Source organism: Streptomyces sp. SID4985 (assembly GCF_009863025.1).
Classification (GTDB): Bacteria; Actinomycetota; Actinomycetes; order Streptomycetales; family Streptomycetaceae; genus Streptomyces.
Genome location: NZ_WWIR01000576.1, coordinates 1 through 5,870 on the forward strand (window position 1 = coordinate 1; position 5,870 = coordinate 5,870).

Below are 5,870 nucleotides of genomic sequence, written 5' to 3' on the forward strand. Positions count from 1 at the left end.
GCGAGGCGCTCGTGCCCGACGGGCAGCACGCGATCCTCGCGCCGCTGCGCGGACGGCGCCGGGTGATCGGCGCGGCGCTGTTCCTGCGCCGCCCGGAGCGCCTGGCGTTCGAGGCGGAGGACCTGCTGGTCGCGGCGCAGCTCGCCACGCACAGCGCGCTCGGCATCGACAAGGCGGTGCTCTACGGCCGCGAGGCGTACATCGCCGACGAGCTGCAGCGCACGATGCTGCCCGAGACCCTGCCGCGCCCCACCGGCGTGCGCCTGGCCTCGCGCTATCTGCCCGCGGCGGAGACCGCGCGGGTGGGCGGTGACTGGTACGACGCGATCCCGCTGCCGGGCAGCCGGGTGGCGCTGGTCGTCGGTGACGTCATGGGCCACTCCATGACCTCGGCGGCGATCATGGGCCAGCTGCGCACGACCGCGCAGACCCTGGCCGGGCTCGACCTGCCCCCGCAGGAGGTGCTGCACCACCTGGACGAGCAGGCCCAGCGCCTGGGCACCGACCGCATGGCGACGTGTCTGTACGCGGTCTACGACCCGATAGCGCAGCGCATCACCATCGCCAACGCCGGTCATCCCCCGCCGGTGCTGCTGCATCTGGGCGGCGAGGCCGAGGTGCTGCGCGTGCCGCCGAACGCCCCGATCGGGGTCGGCGGGGTGGACTTCGAGGCGGTCGAGCTGGAGGCGCCCGCCGGGGCCACGCTGCTGCTGTACACCGACGGCCTGGTGGAGTCCCGGCTGCGGGACGTGGCGACGGGCATAGAGCAGCTGCGCGAGAAGCTGACGGCGACCGCGCGCCTGACCGGTCCCGGGCATCCGCCGCCGCTGGAGGCCCTGTGCGACGAGGTGCTCGACATGCTCGGCCCGGGCGACCGGGACGACGACATCGCGCTGCTCGCCGCCCGGTTCGACGGGATCACCTCCAGCGATGTGAAGCACTGGACGCTGGACGCGCACGACGCCACCCCGGGCAAGGCCCGCAGGCTGGCCCGCGCCGCGCTGACCGAGTGGGGCCTGGAGGACCTGACGGATTCGCTGGAGCTGCTGGTCAGCGAGGTCGTCACCAACGCCGTGCGCTACACCACGCGCCCGGTGTCCGTGCGGCTGCTGCGCACGGACGTGCTGCGCTGCGAGGTGTCCGACGACATCCCGCGCCTGCCCCGGCTGTGCCAGGCCCGCGCCACGGACGAGGGCGGCCGCGGCCTGTACCTGGTCAACAAGCTGGCCCGGCGCTGGGGCGCGACCCGGCTGAGCGCCGGCAAGGTGGTGTGGTTCGAGCTGAGCGGCAGCTGAGCCGAGACCGAGTGAGTACGGCGTTTTCCGTACGGCACGGCGAAGGGCGCCCGGCGAATCGCCGGGCGCCCTTCGCGCTGTGCGGGGTGTCTCAGTTGTCGCCGTCGCCCCCGAAGTCGAACGGATTCTTCGGGCTGGCCTGGTCCGTGGGCGCCCCCGTGGTCGGCGACTCGGACGGCGGCGGGGTCGTCGGGGTCCGCGTCTCGGTCTCGGTCGGCGGCGCGGATGTCGGCGGCTCGGTCGTCGGCGGCTCGGACTCCGTCGGCGAGCTGGAGGGCGACTCCGAGGGCGACTCGGACGGGGTCTCGCTGACCGTCGGGGTGTCGGTCGGCGCGACGGCGGCACCCTGCGTGGTGTCGAGGTCGAAGGGGACCTTCCCGGTCACGCCGAAGGTGTACGCGGCCCAGATCTGGGCCGGGTAGCCACCGCCGTTGATGCGGCCGGGCGCCGGGAGGAGCCCGGTGGCGCCCGTCATCGAGACATGGGCCCCGGTCTTGGGGTTCTCGCCGAACAGGCCGACCGAGGTGACCAGGTCGGGCGTGTAGCCGGTGAACCAGGCGGACCTGTTCTCGTCCGAGGTACCGGTCTTGCCCGCCACCTGCTGGCCGTTGCGCAGCGGGTTGTTGGCCACCGACTGCCGGGCGGTGCCGTCGTCGACCACGCCGGTGAGCACGGAGCTCACGGTGTCGGCCGCGTTGCGGCTGATCACCTGGTCGCCGATCGGGTCCGGCAACTGCAGGCTGCGCCCCTCGCTCTCCGCGGACTTGATGAGGGCGGGGGTGACCTTCCTGCCGTGGTTGTCGAGGGTGGCGTACATGCCGGCCATCTCCAGCGGGCTGGCGCCCATGGAGCCGAGCGTCTGCGCGGGTACCGCCTGCATCCCGTCGGTGTCCATGCCGAGCTGCTTGGCGGTGGCCATGACCTTGTTCATGCCGACGTCCACGCCCATCTGCGCGAAGACGGAGTTCACGGACTTGTTCATGGCCTGCTGGACGGTGATCTTGCCGTAGTCGGCGTCGTCCTCGTTGGGCGGCGCGAAGCCGACCTCGGTGCCGTGGTCGGTCACCGGGTGCCGGCTGGTGCCGTCGTACACGGTGTTCGCGTCGATGGGGCGGCCGTCCTGCGTGGTGGCGCCCTGCTCCAGCGCGGCGGCGAGGATGACCGGCTTGAAGGTGGAGGCGGGCTGGTAGTCGGGCCGGGTGGCGTTGTTGGTCCAGTGCTTGAAGAGGTCCTCGCCGCCGTAGAGCGCGAGGACGTGGCCCGTCTTGGGGTCGACCGAGACGGCACCGGCCTGGATGTCGCCGTCGACCTTGCGCTTCTTCGGGTCGAGCTTGGAGGTCAGCTGGGTCTTGACGGCCTTCTCCAGCGCGGCCTGCTTCTTGCGGTCGACGTTGAGGGTGATCGTCCAGCCCTTGCCGATGACCGCGTTCTCCGCCTGGGAGGCGGTCAGGCCCTCCTGCTTCATCAGCTGGCGTTCGAGCTGCTGGTTGGCGAGGTCGACCAGGTAGCCCGTCTGCCCGTCGAGACCGGGTGCGGGCTTGGGGTCCTTGGGGTACGGGAACTTCAGCGACTCGCGCTCGGTCTTGTCCAGCCAGCCCTGCTTGACCATGTTGTTCAGGACGTAGTTCCAGCGGTCCGTGACCAGCTTGCGGCCGGTGGGCGTGGCCGCCGACCAGTCGTACTGGCTGGGCGCCTGGAGCAGGGCGGCCAGATAGGCGCCCTGCGCGACCGTGAGCTTCTGGGCGTCGACGCGGTAGTACGCCTGGGCGGCGGCCTGGATGCCGTACGCGTTGCGGCCGTAGTAGCTGGTGTTGATGTAGCCCGCGAGGATGTCGTTCTTGGACTTCTCGCGCTCCACCTTGAGGGAGATGACCAGCTCGTTGAGCTTGCGCGTGACCGTCTGGTCCTGGCTCAGGTAGTAGTTCTTGACGTACTGCTGGGTGATCGTCGAACCACCCTGCTTGCCCCGGCCCGCCAGCGTGTTGATGATGCCGCGCGCGGTGCCCTTCAGGTCGACGCCGGGGTCCGTGTAGAAGGACTTGTTCTCGGCGGCGACGAAGTCCAGCTGGACCTTCCGCGGCACCTTCGACAGGTCGACGATCTCACGGTTGACCTTGCCGGAGCGGGCCAGGACCTTGCCGTCGCTGTACTTGTAGATGTTGCTCTGCTGCTGGGCGGCCACATTCCCCTCGGGAATGTCCACCGACAGATACAGCGCGACAAAGGCTCCGATGCCCAGAAGGCAGAAGCCGAGGAACGTCCCGAGGATCTTCTTCCAGGTGAAGAGCCTGCGTATCCAGCCCTTGGCGGGCTTTCCGGCGCCGGGCGCCGGGGACGGCGAGCGGCGGCCTCCGGGTGCCGCGCGGCGGCCGCCGCGCTGACGCGCTCGTCTCTCTTCCGCTCGTCCCATGGGTCCCTTCGCTCCGCTTCCGTCTCGGGGTCAGCTCCGAAAGCTAACACCCCTCTATGTGACAAAGAGCGGCTGATCCGCTCTTTTGGGGACGTGAGAATGAGCACCCGCCCTATCGGAACCGACGGAATCAAGGGGCAGAAGGTTGCCTCATGGGGCGCGAAAGGCATCACGAGTTTGAATCCGGACCCACTATGAACCCGGTGTATACACCGTGTGTAGAGTGCTCGCCATGTCCATCGGTCACTCACTCCTGGGACTCCTGGAGTCCGGCCCCCGGCACGGTTACGACCTGAAGCGGGCCTTCGACGAGAAGTTCGGCAACGACCGGCCACTGCACTACGGCCAGGTTTACTCGACCATGTCCCGGCTGCTGAAGCACGGGATGGTGGAGATCGACGGCGTCGAGTCCGGCGGCGGGCCCGAACGAAAACGGTACGCCATCACCGATGCCGGGATAACCGACGTCGAGCGCTGGCTCGCCACCCCCGAGAAGCCCGCCGAGTACCTCCAGTCGACCCTCTACACCAAGGTCGTCCTCGCGCTGCTGACCCGGCGCGACGCGGCCGGACTGCTCGACAGCCAGCGCTCCGAGCACCTGCGCGCCATGCGCGGGCTGACCGAGCGCAAGCGCGGAGGCGACCTCGCCGACCAGCTGATCTGTGACCACGCTCTGTTCCATCTTGAGGCCGATCTGCGCTGGCTGGAGCTGACCGCCGCGCGCCTGGACCGGCTCCGCACGGAGGTGACCTCGTGATACCCCCCGAAGGCTCCCTGCTCCACGCCCGGGACCTGCGCAAGACCTACGGCCCCACCACCGCCCTCGACGGCGCCGACTTCTCCATCCACCCCGGCGAGGTCGTCGCCGTGATGGGCCCCTCCGGCTCGGGCAAGTCGACCCTGCTGCACTGCCTCGCCGGGATCGTGCTGCCCGACGCGGGCACGATCACCTACGCGGACCACGAGCTGACCGCGATGAGCGACGCCGGGCGCAGCGCCCTGCGGCGCGGCGAGTTCGGCTTCGTGTTCCAGTTCGGCCAGCTCGTGCCGGAGCTGACCTGCGTGGAGAACGTGGCGCTGCCGCTCCGGCTGAACGGCACCGGCCGCAAGGAGGCCGAGAAGGCCGCGCTCGAGTGGATGGAGCGCCTGGAGGTGGACGACCTCAGGCGCAAGCGGCCCGGCGAGGTCTCCGGCGGCCAAGGACAGCGGGTCGCGGTCGCGCGGGCGCTGGTCACCGGCCCCCGGGTGCTGTTCGCGGACGAGCCGACCGGCGCGCTGGACTCGCTCAACGGCGAGCGCGTGATGGAGCTGCTCACCGACGCCGCCCGCTCCACGAACGCGGCCGTCGTCCTCGTCACGCACGAGGCCCGGGTCGCCGCCTACTCGGACCGCGAGATCGTCGTACGCGACGGCCGCACCCGGGACATGGAGCGGGCCGGATGAGCCTGCGGCAGTACGCCCGCGACCTGGGGATGGGGGTCCGGTTCGCCGTGACCGGAGGGCGCGAGGGGTGGGTCCGTACGACACTGACGGCGGTCGGTGTCGGCATCGGAGTGGCGTTGCTGCTGCTGACGACCTCGATCCCGCGCATGCTGGACGCGCGGCACGAACGTGAACTGTCCCGTCAGGACCTCACGTTCAGCGCGGTCCCCCGGCCGAAGGCCGACAACACGGTGGTCGTCGCGGCCACCGACACCTGGTGGCACGACAAGAACGTCCGGGGCCGGCTCCTCCAGCCGGAGGGCCCCGGGGCCCCGCTGCCGCCGGGACTGAGCCGCTTCCCGGCCACGGGCGAGATGGTGGTCTCCCCGCCGCTGCGGGACCTGCTCGCCTCCCCCGGCGCCCGGCTGCTGCGCGAGCGGCTGCCGTACAGAATCGTCGGAACCATCGGCGAGAGCGGGCTGCTCGGCCCGCGCGAACTCGCCTACTACGCCGGTGCCGACGGCCTGGAGCCCCGTTCGGGCGGTGCGCGCGCGGACCGGCTGACCCGGTTCGGGCAGACCCAGTCGTGGCAGCGCGAGAAGGACCCGGTGCTGCTGCTCATGATGATCGTCGTCTTCGTGACCCTGCTGCTGCCGGTCGCCGTGTTCATCGCGGCCGCCGTGCGCTTCGGCGGCGAACGGCGCGACCGCAGGCTGGCCGCGCTCCGGCTGGTGGGCGCCGAC

4 protein-coding genes and 1 pseudogene are annotated in these 5,870 nt (G+C 70.9%); 4 read left to right on the forward strand and 1 reads right to left on the reverse strand.

The window, feature by feature from the left end; all coding sequences use genetic code 11:
- Positions 1-1,295: ATP-binding SpoIIE family protein phosphatase (locus GTW40_RS24725; RefSeq protein ID WP_161182377.1), on the forward strand; the 1,295-nt coding region annotated here is incomplete at its 5' end.
- 91 nt (positions 1,296-1,386) lie between these two features.
- Here GTW40_RS24725 and GTW40_RS24730 read toward each other — a convergent pair.
- Complete coding sequence (locus GTW40_RS24730; protein ID WP_161182378.1) at positions 1,387-3,705, reverse strand: transglycosylase domain-containing protein; 2,319 nt, start codon at positions 3,703-3,705, stop codon at positions 1,387-1,389.
- 232 nt (positions 3,706-3,937) lie between these two features.
- On the opposite strand from GTW40_RS24730, the gene GTW40_RS24735 reads away from it, so the two are divergent.
- The 3 genes and pseudogenes from GTW40_RS24735 to GTW40_RS24745 all read left to right on the forward strand — a co-directional run.
- The gene (locus tag GTW40_RS24735) at positions 3,938-4,462 is read left to right on the forward strand and encodes a PadR family transcriptional regulator (RefSeq protein WP_161182379.1); all 525 of its coding nucleotides are present in this window, start codon (positions 3,938-3,940) and stop codon (positions 4,460-4,462) included.
- The gene (locus tag GTW40_RS24740; protein ID WP_161182380.1) at positions 4,459-5,148 is read left to right on the forward strand and encodes an ABC transporter ATP-binding protein; all 690 of its coding nucleotides are present in this window, start codon (positions 4,459-4,461) and stop codon (positions 5,146-5,148) included. Before GTW40_RS24735 ends, GTW40_RS24740 begins: the two co-directional genes overlap by 4 nt.
- Positions 5,145-5,870 (forward strand): annotated as a pseudogene (locus GTW40_RS24745) (ABC transporter permease); the annotation flags it as partial. The gene GTW40_RS24740 and the pseudogene GTW40_RS24745, both read left to right, overlap by 4 nt.

What these genes read in the sequence shown, in the direction of transcription:
- GTW40_RS24730 (WP_161182378.1), bottom strand. Translation starts at nt 3,705, where the DNA reads ATGGGACGAGCGGAAGAGAGACGAGCGCGTCAGCGCGGCGGCCGCCGC.
- GTW40_RS24735 (WP_161182379.1), top strand. Translation starts at nt 3,938, where the DNA reads ATGTCCATCGGTCACTCACTCCTGGGACTCCTGGAGTCCGGCCCCCGG.